The organism is Pseudomonas leptonychotis, assembly GCF_004920405.1.
In the GTDB taxonomy this organism is placed as follows: Bacteria; Pseudomonadota; Gammaproteobacteria; order Pseudomonadales; family Pseudomonadaceae; genus Aquipseudomonas; species Aquipseudomonas leptonychotis.
This window is the reverse complement of sequence record NZ_RFLV01000001.1, coordinates 689,476-705,266: the sequence shown is the minus strand read 5'-3', so window position 1 is coordinate 705,266 and position 15,791 is coordinate 689,476. Positions and strand designations below refer to the sequence as shown.

Sequence of the window (15,791 nt, the reverse complement as noted above, 5' to 3'; positions counted from 1 at the left end):
AAGTGAGGTGAAACACTCATGCGTCTGAGTGCAAAAGCCGAAACATAATGCGAAAGATTTGCATTTTGCGCAAAGGGTCTGTGCAGTTTATTTGCCCTGAGCTGTGGGCAAGATCTGCGTTGGGGCGCGCTGAGGGCGCTAAAATCCACGGCTGAAGCGCCCCAAGAACTTTTCAGGAATTGCATATGAGTCTTACCGGTATTGTCATTATTGTGGTGTTGAGCCTGCTCGCGGCCTACGCGGTGATGCTCTATAACGCGCTGGTGCGCTTGAAGCACGGCGTCAGCAAGGCCTGGTCAAATATCGACGTGATGCTTAAGCAGCGTCACGAGGAGCTGCCAAAGCTGGTGGAAACCTGCAAGCAGTACATGCAGCACGAACGCGGCACCCTAGAGGCAGTTATCGCTGCACGCCAGGCGGTGTCCACTGCCCAGACCAATGGTGATATGCGCGCGCTGGGCAAGGCCGAGACCGGCTTGCGCACCGGGCTTGGCCAGTTATTCGCATTGGCGGAAAACTACCCGCAGCTCAAAGCCAATGAGAGCTTCCAGCACCTGCAGCAGCGCATCAGCGGCCTGGAAAACGGCATTGCCGATCGCCGTGAGCTTTACAACGAAGCGGTCAACCTGAACAACGTGCGCATCGAGCAGTTCCCCGATGTGCTGATCGCCCGCGCGTTTGCCTTCAAGGAAGCGGTGCTGCTGGAGTTCAGCGAATCGGAAAAGGCCGATGTCGACCTCAAGTCGTTGTTTGGCTAGGTCATGGATATCCAAGGTCAGGTGTTTGCGCTGGCATGCAGCGTAGCGGTCAGCGCCGGCGGCGCGTGGTGGTTTTCCAGGCGTTTCTCGCAAGCACGGCATCTGCTTGATACGCCCACTTCGAAAATTCGTTCTGCCGCTCAAGGTTATGTCGAGTTCTATGGGGTGCTGCACGACAGTGCTGAGGGCGCTTTGCTCGGGCCGCTGACTAATGCCTCCTGCCTGTGGTGGCGTTACAAGATTGAGGAGTACACCTCAAGCGGCAATAAACGCAGCTGGCGCACATTGGAAAGCGGTAGCAGTGAGGCTCTGCTGCAACTTAACGACAGCACCGGAAGTTGTCTGATCGACCCGCGTGGTGCCGAGGTGCGGCCGTTAACGCGCGAGGTCTGGAAAGGCAGTTTGCGTCATCCCTTGGGTGCGGCGAAAACCGGCTGGCGTGCGCTGTTTAGCAATGACGAGCGCTACCGCTATACCGAGGAACGCTTGCATGCCGGTCAGCCACTGTATGCCATCGGTGATTTTCGCAGCAGCGGTGGCGGCCGCCAGGGCCTGGATATAGCGTCAGCCCAAGGCGCGGTGATTCGAGAGTGGAAGGGCGATTTTGGCGGCCTGCTGCAACGCTTCGACAGTGAGGGCAATGGTCAGCTTGACGAGCGGGAGTGGCAGCGCGTGCAGTTGGCCGCCAGTCTTGAGGCCGAGGACCGGCATCGCCGGCAAAGTACTCAGCCCGCACAGCATCATTTGGGCAAACCCCGCGAAGCCCAGCCTTTTATTCTTTCCTGCGCCGGCGAGGATGAGCTGGTGCGTCAGTTTTATTGGCAAGCGGCGGGTGGTGCACTGTTGTGCTTGGCTGGTGCACTGGCCACGGCCTGGCTGTTGGGTATTAATAGTTTTTAGTCAGGCAAAACGATCACCTAAAAAAGCCCGCATTTTTTGCGGGCTTTTTTATCGGCGTTAGCTGGCTAAAGCGTTGCGGGATTAGCCGCGTTATTCAGCCGTCTGGCTTGCTTGAGGTAGGTGGTCAATTCACGTGCGGGCAGTGGCTTGCTGTACAGGTAGCCCTGACCTTCGTTGCAACCTTGAGCGATGATATAGGCTTCTTGTTCGACGGTTTCTACGCCTTCGGCAATCACCTGCATGCCCAGGCTCTTACCCAGCTGAATGATGGCGCGCACGATGGTGGCATCGTCCTCGTCTTCCAGCAGGTCTTGGACGAAGCTCTTGTCGATCTTGATCTTGTCCAGCGGCAGGCTCTTCAGGTAGCTCAGCGAGGAGTAGCCAGTCCCGAAATCATCAATCGCGATCAGCGCGCCAGAACGGCGCAGGCTAAGCAAGTGTTGGGCGGCGGTGTTGATGTCTTCCATCAGGCCGGTTTCGGTGACTTCCAGCTCCAGGCTGCGCAGCGGCAGACGGTAGACCTGCATCAGGTTGTTAACCACCCGTGGCAGCTCGGCGTGGTGCAGCTGAACAGTGGAAAGGTTGACCGCCATGCGCAGGTCGCTGAAACCCTGATCATGCCATTCACGTAGTTGGCGGCAAGTCTGGTCGAGAATCCACTCGCCAATCGGGATGATGGTGCCGTTCTGTTCCGCCAGCGGAATAAATAGATCCGGCGGTACCAGGCCATGCTGTGGATGTTGCCAGCGCAGCAGCGCTTCGACGCCCACCACACTGTGGTCGCGGTAATCCACTTGCGGTTGATAGACCAGGAACAGCTGATTTAAGGCCAAGGCGTCGCGCAGGTCTTTTTCTAGTTCGCGGCGTCGGCGCATTTCGCTGTCAACGCTGGCGATATAGAACTGGTAGCGGTTGCGTGAGCGGCTCTTGGCCAGGGTCATGGTCTGTTCGGCTTTCTGCAGCAATTTCTCGGTGCTGTCACCGTCTTCCGGGAACAGGGTGATGCCGATGGTGGCGCGTAAGCGCACTTGCTGCTGATCGAGCATAAACGGATTGTCGAGGTCGTCGAGTACGCTTTGTGCCAGCTCGGCGGCTTCGTAAGGCTGCTCGATATCGGCTTGGACCAGTACGAATTGGTCACCGCCCAGGCGTGCCAGCGCGCCGAGACGACCGCTATGGCTGCGCAGGCGGTCGGACAGTGCCAGCAGCAGCTGGTCACCGGTTTGATAGCTGAACTGCTCGTTGACGCCTTTGAAATCATCCAGGCCGACGCAGAGAACCGCCACGCGGCGCTGTAGGCGGCCGGCGTCACCGAGAATTTGATCGAGTTGTTGTTGCAGTTGCTGGCGGTTAGGCAGGCCTGTGAGGAAGTCGTACTGAGCCATGCGCAGCAGACTGTTTTCGGCTTCGCGGCGCAAACTGGTATTGCGTTCGATGGAGGAGAGCAATTGGTTGGCTGTATTGATCCACAGGCCCAGTTCGTTCTTCTCATTGCCCTTGAGCATGGGCAGCTTGTGCTCGCTTGGGCGGTCCGGGTTGATGTTGGTCAGGTGCTCGATGATTTTTGACAGGGGCTTGGTCAGCAGCAAGTGGTAAACCAAATACAGCACCAGACCCATGGCCATGGCGCGCAGCACGCCGGAGATAAAGATGATCACCGAGTTGGTAACAAAGCTCTCGCCGTAGGGGGCGGTGTCGAGGGTGATGCTGAGGTCACCGTAGTATTCGCTGTAGGGCCCGCGGCCGACCAATTGGGTGGTGAAGTTTTGCTCTTTACCCAGGATAGGGTCCGTCAACCAGCGGGTTGGAATATCAACCTGCTCGCGGCTCTTCTCCGCCAGCATCGGCTCATTAGGATGACCGATGGCGGCCATGCGCACCGATTCGTGCTGGAACAGCCCCTCTATCACCTGCATGCCCATTTCCCGATCCAGGCTGTAGACCGCCTGGGTAGAGGGATCACGGAACATGCCAAGAATTCGGTGGGCGTCGTTAGCGACTGCTTGGCGTGTTTTGTACGCGTCGAAAACAATCTGCGCAAAACTCAAGACCACACCCACGATGAGGGCTGAAAGCAGCACTACGCGGAGCAACTTAAGTGACAAGCTGTTTTTGAGTTCCAGCTTCAAGTGACGGTTCCTTGTTCGAGGCCTTTGGCGTCAGACGCTACTGAGTATTGGCAAAGTCGTGCTTGCAGTCAAAGGGCCATTACTAAAGTTTGTCGAACAAAATTGTGGCGAGGCGATATGGGTAGGTGTAGCTGTTATCCCTACTGTGTCGGTACGGTGGTTGTACGGCTTGAGTACCGTTCAGCGGTTTTTGCCGGCGATGTGGGATTTCTAAGCCGAGTTTCGTCGGGTTGGCTCAGCGCGTAGCTGCATGGGGACCCACCTGCAGGGGGTGTAGCAGGTGAAGCTGAGCATGTGTGCTGCGGTATCTGTCTGTGCCGGATTTAGGTGCAAAGCCTGGACCCCTGAAACAAGAAACCCGGCGTTAGCCGGGTTTCTGTTGGGTAACGCAGGTGCTTAGGCGGCGAAGTTTTTCGCGACGAAGTCCCAGTTAACCAGGTTCCAGAACGCTTCTACGTACTTCGGGCGCACGTTGCGGTAGTCGATGTAGTAAGCATGTTCCCACACGTCGCAAGTCAGCAGCGGGGTGTCGCCGCTGGTCAGCGGGCAGCCGGCACCGATGGTGCTGGCCAGGGCCAGGGAACCGTCAGCTTTCTTCACCAGCCAACCCCAGCCGGAGCCGAAGGTGCCGATGGAAGTTTTGCTGAACTCTTCCTTGAACTTGTCGAAAGAGCCGAAGGCCGCGTTGATTGCGTCAGCCAGAGCGCCAGTCGGTTGACCGCCGGCGTTTGGCGCCAGGCAGTTCCAGTAGAAGGTGTGGTTCCAGACTTGAGCGGCGTTGTTGAAGATGCCACCCGAAGAGGTCTTGACGATCTCTTCCAGGGTTTTGCCTTCGAACTCAGTGCCAGGCACCAAGTTGTTCAGGTTCACGACATAGGTGTTGTGGTGCTTGTCGTGGTGGAATTCCAAGGTTTCCTTGGAAATATGCGGCTGCAGAGCGTCATGAGCGTAAGGCAGCGGCGGCAATTCGAAAGCCATGGTTTATCTCCTAATCAGGTCAGGTGCGGTGTGCGCGAGGCCGATCACGGGCGGCCACTTGAGCGGCGTGAGTTATCTCTCTTGCGCCGCAAGCCTTGGATCATAGCACTGGCCCTGCGCCTTAAACACGCGCCAACTGTGTGGAAAAAACACCTCAGTGCCGTGCAGGTGGGCGCATGGCATGGCCGTTTTAGAGCATGTTGGGGCTGCTCAGCAATTGCCACGCAATGCTGAACATCATCAGTGCAACACCCAGGTCGATAAACCGCCAGGTATTTGGGCGCGCCAACCAGGGTGCCAGCCAGGCGGCGCCAAGGGCCAGGCTGAGAAACCACATCAATGAAGCGCTGGCCGCACCTAACGCATAGGCGCCGGGCACCGGCTGCTGTGCGCCGAGCGAGCCAATCAGCAATACGGTATCCAAATACACATGCGGGTTGAGCAGCGTGACGGCCAGTGCTGCCAGCAAAACGGCTTTGCGCGAGCGTGGGTTGTTGTCAGTGGTTTGGGCCAACGCTTGCGGTCGGCAGGCGCGCAGCGATGCTTGAGCGCCATACCAAAGCAGAAACGCTGCGCCGCCCCAGCGCGCCACCCCCAGCAAAATTGGGTTCTGCGCCAATACGGCGGCTAGGCCGAACACACCCGCCGTCACCAGTAATGCATCACAGATCACGCAGAGCATGGCCACCGGCAGGTGATGTTCGCGGCGCAAGCTTTGCGCCAGTACGAAGGCGTTCTGCGCGCCTAGGGCGATGATCAGTCCGGCGGCGATGAGTAAACCGTTGCTATAGCTTTGCCACATCTCGATTACTCCGCACCATCGGCCAGTTGCTGCAGTACCGCCAGGGCGCGCGGGCCATCGGTGTGCGCGACAAACAGGTGGTCGTGGTAATAGCCGGCGATCACATTGCAGCTGATCCCCGCATTCGCCAGCGCTCCGGCCACCGCAGCTGTCAGGCCCACGGCCGCCAGGGCCGAATGCACTTCCAAGGTCAGCCAGGCGGCCACATAGTCGATTTTGAGTTGCAGGTGCTCGGCCTGTTGGCGCTGCAGGATCACGGTCAAACCTTCGCGCTCTTGAAAGCTGCCCAGCGGTTGCGCGCCTTGCAGCTGGGCCGCGTCGGTCAGGCTACAAAACACATAAGCACCCTCGTTTAGAACCGGGGTCATGCTGCGTATTAAGGTCGTCAGTGAGGTTTCGCCGGTCATGTGAGGGGTCCTGATTGCGGAGGAGAATGTGGCGAGTTTGTGGCGTCAGGGTATATAAGAGAAACCAATAATGGTGATCATTCATTAGGAAAACTGATTTGCTCGATTACAAATTATTGGCGGCCCTGGCGGCTGTCGTGGAGCAGGCCGGCTTCGAGCGCGCCGCTCAGGCGCTGGGATTGTCTCAGTCGGCGGTGTCGCAACGAATTAAGCTGCTGGAAGCGCGGGTAGGGCAGCCGGTGTTGGTGCGCGCGCTGCCGCCCGTGCCGACGGAAATCGGCCGGCGTTTGCTCAATCATGTGCAGCAGGTACGCCTGCTTGAGCGCGACATTCAAGCGCAGGTGCCGGGGCTGGACGAGGGCGGTCCGCCTGAGCGCCTGCGTATCGCCCTGAATGCCGACAGCCTAGCCACCTGGTGGGCGCAAGCCGTAGGCAGCTTCTGTACCGAGCAGGGTTTGCTGCTCGAGCTGGTGGTGGAAGATCAGGATGTTGGCCTTAAACGCATGCGCGCCGGTGAGGTGGCCGCCTGCGTCTGTGCCAGTGAGCGCCCAGTGGCGGGTGCGCGGGCATTGCTATTGGGCAGCATGCGTTACCGCGCCTTGGCCAGTCCGGGGTTTATTGCGCGGCACTTCCCCAGTGGAGTGACGGCGGCTGGGCTGGCTCAAGCACCGGCCATTGTCTTTGGTCCGGATGATCTCTTGCAGCATCGCTACTTGTCGGGATTGGCAGTGGAGGGCGGGTTTGCCTATCACCTGTGTCCGTCGTCCGAAGGCTTTGTGCGTTTGGCCGAGGCGGGTTTGGGGTGGGGCTTGATGCCTGAGTTACAGGTGCAGGCGGAGTTGGCGGCTGGGCGGTTGTGCGAGCTGCTGCCTGAGCGGCCGTTGGATGTTCCGCTGTATTGGCACCACTGGCGTAGCGGTGGCGAACTGCTGGGCGCGCTGACCCAGCATTTGCAGCGGTATGCGGCCACCCAGCTGGTGGCCACAACAACTTGAGCCTGTCGTAGGTGGTTTAGCTGATGTGAATAGTCGTCGAACCCGGCAATTGTTCCACGCAGCGTTCGCCCAGCAGTTTTGATGGGGTGAAATAACCGCCGGGGCCCTGGTAATTCATTAGGTGACGCACTGCCAGCAGTGCGCCATGCACGGTCACGTCATAGCCGTTGGCGGTTTCCAATTGTGCGGTTTTTACCACGCCGGCGGCATTGCGTACTTCCCCCCACAACCAGGTGCGCTGGCGGGCGCGTGTGGTTTCATTGGGACCCGTGACACGCTTTTCGACCAGGCGTTTTAACCAGTTCTGCACCACCTCCAGGCCAAACAGGGCGCGCAGCGGATCCAGCAAGCGCATGACAATCGCGGCGGCGGGCGGCATAGGCAGGTACACCTCAATGTTGTCGATGCCGGTGGAGTGATAGGCGGTGGACACATCGCCCCAGGGAATCGTCGCGGCGGGTTTTTCACCGCGGCCAAAGTTGATGGCACGGCGCTTATAGCCCATCGGCACATCAGTGATGACGCCTGCTCGACGGACTTTCCCGCCATATTTGAGACCCTCAACCGATGTTTTCGCGGTACCGGGCGACAAGCCGCTGCCTGAGTCGAAGCCCAACGCCAGGTGTGTAGCGTCGGGCAGAGCCTGATGCAGGCAGGCCGCCAGGCAGTCGCTGGGGATTACATCGAAGCCCACTCCCGGGCAGACCACGACGCCTAGGTCACGCGCGTGTTGATCACGCCGGTGCGCGGCTTCGAACACGTTGATCTCACCGGTGATGTCGACATAGTGGGTATTGCTCGCCAGGCAGGCATCGATCATCGGGGCGCTGGTGGCCGAGAACGGGCCGGCGCAGTGGGCGACCACGGCGATATCGGACAGGGCTTCTTTGGCGCGTTCTGGCTGCTGGATATCAAACACCCGGCATTCCAGCCCAAGCAGGCTACCCAGCGCGTGCACGGTGGCTGGGTTGCGCCCGGCGAGTATCGGCGTCAGGCCTTGACGTTTGGCTTCGACGGCCAGCAGGTGGCCGGTGTAACCGTTGGCTCCGTAGATCATCCAGTGGGTGGCCATCCGCAGTTCCTTTATTGTGTGGTGTGGGGGCAGCTTAGCTGTTGTGTACGTTGCTGTTGGCCAATTGCTGTGTACGTGCAGTCGTTGTTCTGGCCTGCAACGCCACAGCCAGCGGCGCTGGGCGCTGCTAGAGTGGCGTATCGATCATGCTAAACGAGAGCGGCCATGAAAATTCTGGTAACGGGGGCCAGTGGCTTTATCGGTGGACGGTTTGCCCGCTTTGCCCTGGAACAAGGTTTGAGTGTAAGGGTCAACGGCCGCCGCGCCGAAGGCGTCGAACACCTCTGCGCACGGGGGGCGGAGTTCGTTCAGGGCGATTTATCCGACCCCGAACTGGTGCAGCAGCTATGCCGGGATGTCGAGGCGGTGGTGCACTGCGCTGGCGCAGTTGGGGTATGGGGGCGTTACGAACACTTTTATCAGGCCAACGTCACGGTCACTGAGAATTTGGTCGAGGCTTGCCTCAAGCAGAACGTACGGCGGCTGGTGCACCTGTCGTCACCCTCGGTGTATTTCGATGGCCAGGCGCATATTGGCCTGCGTGAAGAGCAGCTGCCCAAGCGGTTTTCCGATCACTACGGCAAGACCAAGTTTCTCGCTGAGCAACAGGTGTTTGCGGCTCAGGAGTTTGGCCTTGAGGTGCTGGCGCTGCGTCCGCGTTTCGTCACTGGCGCCGGCGACACCAGCATCTTCCCGCGCCTGATCAATATGCAGCGCAAGGGGCGGTTGTCGATTATCGGTAACGGCCTAAATAAGGTCGACTTCACCAGCGTGCACAACCTTAATGAGGCGCTGATGAGTTGTCTGCTGGCGGCCGGCCCGGCGTTGGGGCAAGTTTACAACATCAGCAATGGCGCACCGGTGCCGCTGTGGGATGTGGTCAATTATGTATTGCGCAAACTCGACCTGCCGCCCGTGACTCGGCACCTGCCGTATGGCCTGGCCTATGGCGCGGCCGCCTTGAATGAAGGGGTGTGCAAGCTGTTACCCGGTCGCCCAGAACCCACCCTGTTTCGCTTGGGTGTGGCGGTGATGGCCAAAGATTTCTCCCTGGATATCAGCCGCGCGAAGCAGTACTTGGACTACGAGCCCAAGGCCAGCTTATGGAGCGCACTGGATGAGTTCTGCGTCTGGTGGCAGGCGCATCACCCGCGCTGATTGTTTGGCAGCGGCTTACCCCGTCATTCGTCAGCAGGTACTCAGGCGTAAACACGTTGCCCACGGTACATGCGTACCGAGGTGCTGGCGGGGCCTTGGGTGAGTTCCTCCACCAGCAACGGATGCCCGGCTTGCATGCGCGGCGCCGCGCTCGGCTGGGCGAAGGGGCGGTCGCTGTACTGGGCCAGTCGTTGTCCCAGTTGGCGGGTTTCTTCATTGCTGGAGATCAGGCAGGCGCTGAGCATGCTGTTGATCGCGTCCGGCTGGCTCATGCGAATGTCCACCATCATCTCTTCGCGCAGCCTGCGGCGCAGGCTCATCATGCAATCCAATACTTCTCTGTTCAGCTCCATGGACCTACCCCCGTTAGCTCAAATGGACTGGGCGTCATTCATTGGCAATGGGCCCATTTGTCTCGCCGCGTTTTCCGCGTGCGGATCGTGCCTGCCGCACCTGGCATCCCTGGCATGGCGCACACCTCGCCACTTGGCGATTGCAAAGCGCGTACCAGTTCACACTCTTCGGAACCGCGCGGGCTGTGGCGGGTCGATGGCCTAGGCCGTGCCCTTCGTCGGTGCGTATCGCCCCGGCTTGGCGCGACACTGAAGCGCTGCGCGCGAACCGTTATACTGCGCGGAAATTTGCTTGGAGCCTGTCGGGCTTTTCCGCAGCAGAACAGCGTTTAGTCCGACAGGCTCCTTCCCCCGCGCTCTCTTGAAGGTTGACCCATGCGTAACGATGCCCATGACGAACTCGATCACGTGCCCAGCCTGCGGGCTGAACAGCGTGATCACGATGACTATGCGACCGATCACCCGGAGCCGGCACGCGGCACCACCTATGGCCGTGCCGCCGCTACTGCGCCGGCGAAGTCAGGCGGCACCGGCCCGCTATGGGCGTTGGTTGGGGCTTTGATGATTGCCCTGGGCGGCCTCGGCTGGTGGAGTTTTCAGCAGGTCAGCCTGATGGAGCAGCAACTGGTGGCCACTCAGGAAAGCTTTGCGCGGATCAGTGAGGAAGCCGCGGGGCGGATTCAGGACATTTCCGGCAAGGTGGTGGCGACTGAATCGTCAGTAACCAGCGGCAGCGAAGCGCTGAAACTTCAGGTTAAGCAGTTAGAGAGCAAATTGGCTGAGTTGAGCAAGCTGCAGCAGGGGGCTACCGGCCAACAGGGCGAGCAGAGCAAACGTCTTGAGCAATTGGCCGCTCAGTTGAAGAGCCAGGAAGGCGGTGACGAGAAGCTTGAAGCCGTCCTCAAGAAGCTCGGCGCCGAGCAGGCGGCACTCAAGGCTGAACAGGCTACCTTGAAAAGCGCTTTGGCTGGGCAGAGTAAGGTGGATGAGAAAATCACCAACCTGAGCGGTGAAGTCGCTGCGTTGAAGAAACTGGGCAACCCCAACCAGGCCATCGCCCGCTTGGAGCAGGACCTGCTGGTGATCAAAGGTGATATGGAAAGCCGTTCTGCCGGCAGTAGCACCGCCGAATTTGATGCTTTCCGTGCACAGATGACTCGTAACATCAGCACCCTGCAGGCGCAGGTGCAGAATCTGCAACAGCAGATTGACGCCCGCTGAGTTTGTCGCGTGTCCAATAAAAAGCCCGCCAATTGGCGGGCTTTTTATTGGACGGTGACAGCTGCTGGAAGACGCTGGCGAACCATTGTAGGAGGCGCTTTCGCGGCGAGCTTTAATCGCTGTCTCGCGGCTAAAGCCCCTCCTACGACAAAGGAATGCCCAGGTTTACAGCGTTGGGTAATCGATATAGCCGACTGGGCCTGAGCCGTAGAAGGTTTCCGGGTGCGGCGTGTTCAGCTCAGCATCTTGCTGCAGGCGCGCCGGCAGGTCCGGGTTGGCGATAAATGGGATGCCGAAAGCTACCGCATCGGCTTTGCCGCTTTGCAGCCATTCGTTGGCTTGCGCCTTGGTGAAGCGCTCGTTGGCGATAAATACACCGCCAAAGGCTTCCTTCAGGCTCGGTGACAGGCTGTCGTCGGCTTCCTTTTCACGCGCGCAGATAAAGGCGATACCACGCTTGCCCAGTTCGCGGGCGACGTAGGTAAAGGTTTCGCTACGGTCTGCGTCACCCATGTCGTGGGCGTCGGCGCGGGGTGCCAGGTGCATGCCTACGCGGCCAGCGCCCCACACTTCAATCGCGGCATCGGTCACTTCCAGCATCAAACGCGCACGGTTTTCCAGGCTGCCGCCGTAGCGGTCGCTGCGCTGGTTGGTGCTGCTCTGCAAGAACTGGTCGAGCAGGTAACCGTTGGCACCGTGAATTTCCACGCCATCAAAGCCGGCGGCTTTGGCATTTTCTGCGCCCAAGCGATAGGCATCGACGATATCGGCGATTTCTTCAGTTTCCAAGGCGCGTGGAGTCACGTAGTTCTTCATCGGGCGCACCAGGCTGACATGCCCGGCCGGCTGGATAGCGCTTGGTGCAACGGGTAGCTGGCCATTTAGATAAACCGGATCGGAAATGCGCCCGACGTGCCAGAGTTGCAGAACGATCTTACTGCCAGCGGCATGCACGGCCTTGGTGATATTGCTCCAGCCGCGTACCTGCTCATCGGACCAGATGCCGGGAGTGTCCGGGTAGCCGACGCCCATCGGGGTCACGGCGGTGGCCTCGCTGATGATCAGGCCGGCGCTGGCACGTTGCACGTAATACTCGGCCATCAAGGCGTTGGGCACACGGCCTTCATCAGCGCGGGTACGGGTCAGCGGCGCCATGATGATGCGGTTGTTCAGTTCCAGGTCGCCGATCGTGATGGGATCAAAAAGCGTGGTCATAAATAAGCTTCCTATGTTGGGCTAATACGTAATGGTTTAGAGCGCTTGGCTGATGTGCTTGAGGAAGGCCTGAATGGTGTCTTCATTACGTTTGAAGAAGTGCCATTGGCCGACCTTCTGGCTGCTGATCAGTCCGGCGCGTTGCAAGGTGGCCAAGTGCGCGGAGACTGTGGATTGCGACAGCCCGGTGCGTTGGTCGATCTTGCCGGCGCAGACACCGATTTCCAGCGGGTGATCCTGGTCGGCGAAATAGACGTGTGGCTCTTTCAGCCAGTGCAGGATTTCACGTCGTACCGGATGGGCCAGTGCCTTGATCACGTCATCGATGTCGAGTTGCATGTGGGTCGTTCCGTGTTTGCTGTAACGCCATATCGCGATGGGGCGAACCTTATATCGGGTGCGGGCGATATACAGATCGTTCGTTGCGATAGTCATCATCATCTGTGCTGATGTGTAAGCTGTGGGGTATGAATTACCTCGCGCATTTACACCTTGGCGGTGACACCCGGGCTCAATTGTTGGGCAGCCTGTATGGCGACTTCGTCAAAGGGCCGCTGGCGGGGCAGTGGCCGGCGGATATCGAAGCGGCGATTCGTTTGCATCGGCGCATTGATGTCTTTACTGATAACCACCCGCTGCAATTTCAGGCGCGAGCGCGCTTTGCCGCTGAGCGGCGGCGTTGTTCCGGGATATTGCTGGATGTATTTTTTGATCACTGCCTGGCGCTGCACTGGACTGACTATGCCGCTGAACCCTTACCGGTTTTTACCGGGCGGGTTTATCAGGTGCTGAATGCTGAGCCGCGTTTGCCCGAACGTCTGGCGCTGATTGCACCACGCATGGCCGCGCAGGACTGGTTAGGCAGTTACCGTGAATTTGCCGTGCTGGAGCAGGTGCTGGCGGGCATCGACCGACGGCTGTCGCGGCCGGGGTTGTTGGCGGGCGGTATGGCTGAGCTGGAGCGGCTGTATCAACCGCTGCTGGAGGATTTCCAGCAGTTCTACCCGGAACTACAGGCGTTTGTTGCACAGGAGCAGCAAACCGCAGGTTAGGCGGCTTGACCTTGAGTTTCGGCTGTTGGCTCAGTGTTTGTTGCGCCGAAGAGCGCCTCACGGATTGACTGCTGCGCCGCACGCGCCAGTGCATTGCGATTTAAGTCAGTGCTGGCAATCGGTGTGAGCAGCTGAATCTGCACTTCACCCAGGTCGCTGCCAAGCAGGCGCAGCAGGTGTGAGAGCATGTCGTCATCGCCGATAAATGGCGCCACGCTGCAGGGCTGACCGTTACGCAGGTAACGGATCGCCACCGGTTGCAGCGCTACCCCGCAGTCGATGGCACTGCTCAGCAGGCGGCCATGGAAGGTGCGCAGGCCTAAGCCGTCGGTGGTAGTGCCTTCCGGGAAGATCAGTAGGTTGCGGCCCTGCTGCAAGTGCTTGCCGAGCTGTTGATTGAGCAGGCTGCTATCACCCGAGCCACGACGGATAAACAGGGTGCCGGCCTTGAGCGCCAGCCAGCCGGCCACCGGCCAGGTGCGTACTTCGGCCTTGGACAAAAAAGACAGCGGGGTGAGCATGCCCAGCAGTGGAATGTCGGTCCAGGACACGTGATTACTGACCCACAGCATCGGCTCGCGTGGCAGTTCGCCTTGTACCTGCAGGCGAAACGGTAGCGCCGCTGCCAGGCGCGCGAGAAACCAGCGGGTGAGGCGCTGGCGAGTGGGCATCAGGTCATGCCGGGCCAGCCGCTCGAGCAGGGTGATGCCCGCCGCCAGGAGGGCGCCGAGGCTGATCACCGCCAGCAGGCGCGCCAGGCGCAGGTACACACGCAATGTCTTCATCAAAGTCTCCTGCTGGCAAACACAAACGCCGGCACTGTCTACAGGCTGTCGGCGAGTTGTGCAACTGTGCTCAGAACCTGTTCACGATCTGCTGCGCGCCAGCCCTGCGGTGTTAGTAGCAGGCCTTCGCTCGCGAGATCGTGAGCCGGCTCTCAGACGGCGGCCTTGAAGTGCCGTGCATAGCGCGGACATAGCTCATCACGCTTAAGCAGGATAAACACGTCGGCGACCTGGAAGTCCTGATCCCAACACGGCTCACCGCAGATCTTCGCGCCCAGGCGCATATAGGCTTTGAGCAACGGTGGCATCTCAGCGATCACGTTGTTGGGTACTTCCAGGGTTGGTAGCGGCGTTTTGGGTTCGGCGCGTAGGTGTTCGGTACACAGGTAACGTTCGCGCAGGCGCTGCATGATCGCCTGGGCTTGAATACCACCGTCCTGCATGGAGATGCTGGCGCAGCCCATGAGGTAGCGATACCCACCCTGATTGAGCACCTCAGCCAGTTCGCCCCAGAGCACGGCGATGGTCGCGCCGTTGCGGTAGGCCGCATCGACGCAGGTGCGGCCGATTTCCAACACGGGCCCTTCAAGGTTCACCAGGCCGTGCAGGCTGAATTCTTCTTCGCTGTAGAAACGCCCCAGGCTGGCTGCGGCCTGGTGGTCGAGCAGGCGGGTGGTGGCGACCAATGCACCGCTGTTCATATCGCGCACGCCAATGTGCTGGCAATGAATGTCATAGTCGTCCATGTCCAGACCCAGCTCGGCACCTTTAAGTTTGGCATCGAACTCGGCGCTGAATACGCGGTAGCGCAGCGCCTGGGCTTCGCGCAGTGCGCTAGCGCCCTGTAAACGCTCGGCTTGCAGGCGACGTGCGGGGGTAGTGCGGTCGCGGATGATTGCCATCTGAGTCATGCCTGAGTCTCCGTTAGCCGGCTTTTTGCCTTGCAGCCGGTCGATCTTGTTGGGCAAGCTCAGGCTAGGTAGTGGTGGTGTCACCTCCATGAAACTTTGGTGATGCTTGTGTGACAGTGATTTTGATAACCCGATAAGGAGCCATGCATGCCCTGGCAAGAGTTGTTGAGCCCGCAAACACGTTTGCCGGTTACGGACCTTGAGGCGTGGTACGCCAGCCTGCTTGAGCGCATTGGCAATCCGACCCCGTTGCAGTTGGCGATGCTCGGTGGGCGGTTGGCCGCGACGCCGGGGCTGGCTTTTCTGGCCGGCTATCAAGGCGCGTTGCGGGCACTTTGGCCGGCTGCCCCCTGGACGTTAGGGGCGCTGTGCGTGACGGAAAACCGCAGCACGCGCCCCGCGGATATGGCTACACGAATGCATGCGCTGAGCCTTGATGGGCGCAAAGATTTCGTCACAGCCGCCGAGGCTGCCGATTGGCTGCTGGTGGCCGCCCGTGCAGAGGAACCTGACCAGCCGATACAGCTCGCCCTGGGGGTGGTGCGTAACGGTGCACCGGGCGTGCGCATCGAAACGTTGCCGGCGTTGCCACTGATGCCGGATGTTAGCCATGGCCGTCTGCACTTGCAGGGCGCGCACTGTGAGCGGTTGCCTGGCGATGGTTGGACGGCTTACGTCAAACCGTTTCGCACGCTGGAAGATACCCACGTGCTCATGGCGTTGACCGCCTGGTTGTTCGGCGTGGCGCAGGAGTCGGCCTGGCCGCAGGCGCTGCAGTTACGCCTGCTCGGTTTGCTGGCGGGTTGTGCGGAGGTGACGCGCTATAGCCCGAGCGGCGCTGAAACGCATGTGCTGTTAGCGGGTTTGTTTAGCCAGTTTGATAGCCTGCGCGATGATGTGGAGGCTGCGTTTGCGGCGGGTAAGGCGCACTGGGCGCAGCTTTGGTTGCGCGACAAAGGCCTGTTGTCGATGGCCAGTAGCGCCCGCAAGACACGTTTGCAGAAGGCTCAGGCGGTTCTTGGCATAACCCTTTGATCTATGCCTGGTGGGCCGCT

Annotated in this window: 17 protein-coding genes; 7 read left to right on the top strand and 10 right to left on the bottom strand. The window is 59.9% G+C overall.

All coding sequences use genetic code 11. The features are described from left to right. Positions 1–185 precede the first annotated feature (185 nt). Positions 186–758: a LemA family protein gene (locus D8779_RS03175; protein ID WP_136663013.1), complete on the top strand. Its 573-nt coding sequence runs from the start codon at positions 186–188 to the stop codon at positions 756–758. A gap of 3 nt (positions 759–761) precedes the next feature. Next, entirely contained in the window at positions 762–1,658 is an 897-nt protein-coding gene (locus tag D8779_RS03170; RefSeq protein ID WP_136663012.1) for a GIDE domain-containing protein, read from the top strand. Positions 1,659–1,723: 65 nt separating this feature from the next. Here D8779_RS03170 and D8779_RS03165 read toward each other — a convergent pair whose 3' ends face one another. From D8779_RS03165 to D8779_RS03150, 4 genes are all read right to left on the bottom strand, one after another. Beyond that, a complete protein-coding gene (locus D8779_RS03165; RefSeq protein ID WP_136663011.1) occupies positions 1,724–3,787 on the bottom strand; it encodes a putative bifunctional diguanylate cyclase/phosphodiesterase in 2,064 nt (687 codons plus the stop codon). Positions 3,788–4,183: 396 nt separating this feature from the next. Then, positions 4,184–4,765, bottom strand: a complete 582-nt coding sequence (locus tag D8779_RS03160; protein ID WP_090239738.1) for a superoxide dismutase — start codon at positions 4,763–4,765, stop codon at positions 4,184–4,186. A 190-nt stretch (positions 4,766–4,955) separates the two neighbouring features. Further along, the gene (locus tag D8779_RS03155) at positions 4,956–5,567 is read right to left on the bottom strand and encodes a LysE/ArgO family amino acid transporter (protein ID WP_136663010.1); all 612 of its coding nucleotides are present in this window, start codon (positions 5,565–5,567) and stop codon (positions 4,956–4,958) included. A gap of 5 nt (positions 5,568–5,572) precedes the next feature. After that, positions 5,573–5,974, bottom strand: a complete 402-nt coding sequence (locus tag D8779_RS03150) for an ACT domain-containing protein (protein WP_136663009.1) — start codon at positions 5,972–5,974, stop codon at positions 5,573–5,575. Between the two features lie 98 nt (positions 5,975–6,072). Here D8779_RS03150 and D8779_RS03145 point away from each other — a divergent pair, with 98 nt between their 5' ends. Beyond that, positions 6,073–6,969 carry a LysR family transcriptional regulator ArgP gene (locus tag D8779_RS03145; RefSeq protein ID WP_136663008.1) on the top strand — a complete coding sequence of 299 codons (897 nt, stop codon included), beginning with the start codon at positions 6,073–6,075 and terminating at the stop codon, positions 6,967–6,969. 16 nt (positions 6,970–6,985) lie between these two features. Here the strand turns inward: D8779_RS03145 and D8779_RS03140 are convergent, their stop codons facing one another. Next, positions 6,986–8,041, bottom strand: coding sequence for a saccharopine dehydrogenase family protein (locus D8779_RS03140; RefSeq protein ID WP_136663007.1), 1,056 nt, complete (start codon positions 8,039–8,041; stop codon positions 6,986–6,988). Between the two features lie 165 nt (positions 8,042–8,206). Here D8779_RS03140 and D8779_RS03135 point away from each other — a divergent pair, with 165 nt between their 5' ends. After that, positions 8,207–9,199, top strand: a complete 993-nt coding sequence (locus tag D8779_RS03135; RefSeq protein ID WP_136663006.1) for an NAD-dependent epimerase/dehydratase family protein — start codon at positions 8,207–8,209, stop codon at positions 9,197–9,199. 41 nt (positions 9,200–9,240) lie between these two features. Here D8779_RS03135 and D8779_RS03130 read toward each other — a convergent pair whose 3' ends face one another. Next, complete coding sequence (locus tag D8779_RS03130; protein WP_136663005.1) at positions 9,241–9,552, bottom strand: hypothetical protein; 312 nt, start codon at positions 9,550–9,552, stop codon at positions 9,241–9,243. Between the two features lie 375 nt (positions 9,553–9,927). Between D8779_RS03130 and D8779_RS03125 the strand changes: the two genes are divergently transcribed. Next, positions 9,928–10,773 (top strand): ATPase, encoded by an 846-nt coding sequence (locus D8779_RS03125; protein WP_136663004.1) that lies wholly within the window; start codon positions 9,928–9,930, stop codon positions 10,771–10,773. A gap of 165 nt (positions 10,774–10,938) precedes the next feature. On the opposite strand, the gene D8779_RS03120 is transcribed toward D8779_RS03125, so the two are convergent. Next, positions 10,939–11,988: an alkene reductase gene (locus D8779_RS03120; RefSeq protein WP_136663003.1), complete on the bottom strand. Its 1,050-nt coding sequence runs from the start codon at positions 11,986–11,988 to the stop codon at positions 10,939–10,941. A gap of 36 nt (positions 11,989–12,024) precedes the next feature. Then, positions 12,025–12,327, bottom strand: coding sequence for an ArsR/SmtB family transcription factor (locus D8779_RS03115; RefSeq protein WP_136663002.1), 303 nt, complete (start codon positions 12,325–12,327; stop codon positions 12,025–12,027). 128 nt (positions 12,328–12,455) lie between these two features. On the opposite strand from D8779_RS03115, the gene D8779_RS03110 reads away from it, so the two are divergent. After that, positions 12,456–13,040, top strand: a complete 585-nt coding sequence (locus tag D8779_RS03110; protein WP_136663001.1) for an acyl carrier protein phosphodiesterase — start codon at positions 12,456–12,458, stop codon at positions 13,038–13,040. Here the strand turns inward: D8779_RS03110 and D8779_RS03105 are convergent. Further along, positions 13,037–13,825 (bottom strand): lysophospholipid acyltransferase family protein, encoded by a 789-nt coding sequence (locus D8779_RS03105; RefSeq protein ID WP_136663000.1) that lies wholly within the window; start codon positions 13,823–13,825, stop codon positions 13,037–13,039. The two genes, D8779_RS03110 and D8779_RS03105, sit on opposite strands and share 4 nt — an antisense overlap. A gap of 152 nt (positions 13,826–13,977) precedes the next feature. Continuing rightward, positions 13,978–14,736 carry an L-ornithine N(alpha)-acyltransferase gene (gene olsB / locus D8779_RS03100; RefSeq protein WP_136662999.1) on the bottom strand — a complete coding sequence of 253 codons (759 nt, stop codon included), beginning with the start codon at positions 14,734–14,736 and terminating at the stop codon, positions 13,978–13,980. Positions 14,737–14,883: 147 nt separating this feature from the next. Here olsB and D8779_RS03095 point away from each other — a divergent pair, with 147 nt between their 5' ends. Next, positions 14,884–15,771: an acyl-CoA dehydrogenase gene (locus D8779_RS03095; protein WP_136662998.1), complete on the top strand. Its 888-nt coding sequence runs from the start codon at positions 14,884–14,886 to the stop codon at positions 15,769–15,771. Positions 15,772–15,791 lie beyond the last annotated feature (20 nt).